Genomic DNA, 481 nt, shown 5'->3' with positions numbered 1-481 from the left:
CTATTACTTTTTTACTAACTTGCTGAATAGGTACATATCTTTCTGGCCTTTGAGCAATAGAAATGCCATAAAGCACCTCATCAAACATATTACTGTTGCGCTCTTCATTATCTGCTGATAACTCAACGCCAACGTATTGTGGAGATAAATAGCTGGGTTTTTTAAATCTATTATCAGCGTCGTTAATCTTAGTAGTGACCAAATCAGTATGCAAAATAAGCTCAAAACGATCAACATTATAAGCTATCCATACAGGCTTTATTTGATAAACACCATAAATAGAAATCATTAAAAATATCAGCTGCACTAGCGCAGATATAACCATATCTTTTATAAAGTCTGCCTTTGTTTTTCTAAAAATCATCAATGCTAAGCCAACAGCCAGTCCTATATTAACCAAAGCTATTGTCTGTAACAATTTTTGAGTACCTGTAGCGAGTAGCAAAGGAAATGGGTACCATAAACTGTAGATGACTGTAAC

At 34.3% G+C, this 481-nt stretch carries 1 pseudogene; it reads right to left on the bottom strand.

Annotation, left to right across the window (positions count from 1 at the left end):
• Positions 1-445, bottom strand: a pseudogene (locus tag BTV99_RS13520) (hypothetical protein); the annotation flags it as partial.
• Positions 446-481 lie beyond the last annotated feature (36 nt).

Source organism: Psychrobacter sp. Rd 27.2 (genome assembly GCF_001921755.1).
Taxonomy (GTDB): Bacteria; Pseudomonadota; Gammaproteobacteria; order Pseudomonadales; family Moraxellaceae; genus Psychrobacter; species Psychrobacter celer.
Note: the sequence above shows the minus strand (reverse complement) of the source record. Positions and strands in the feature narration are given on the sequence as shown.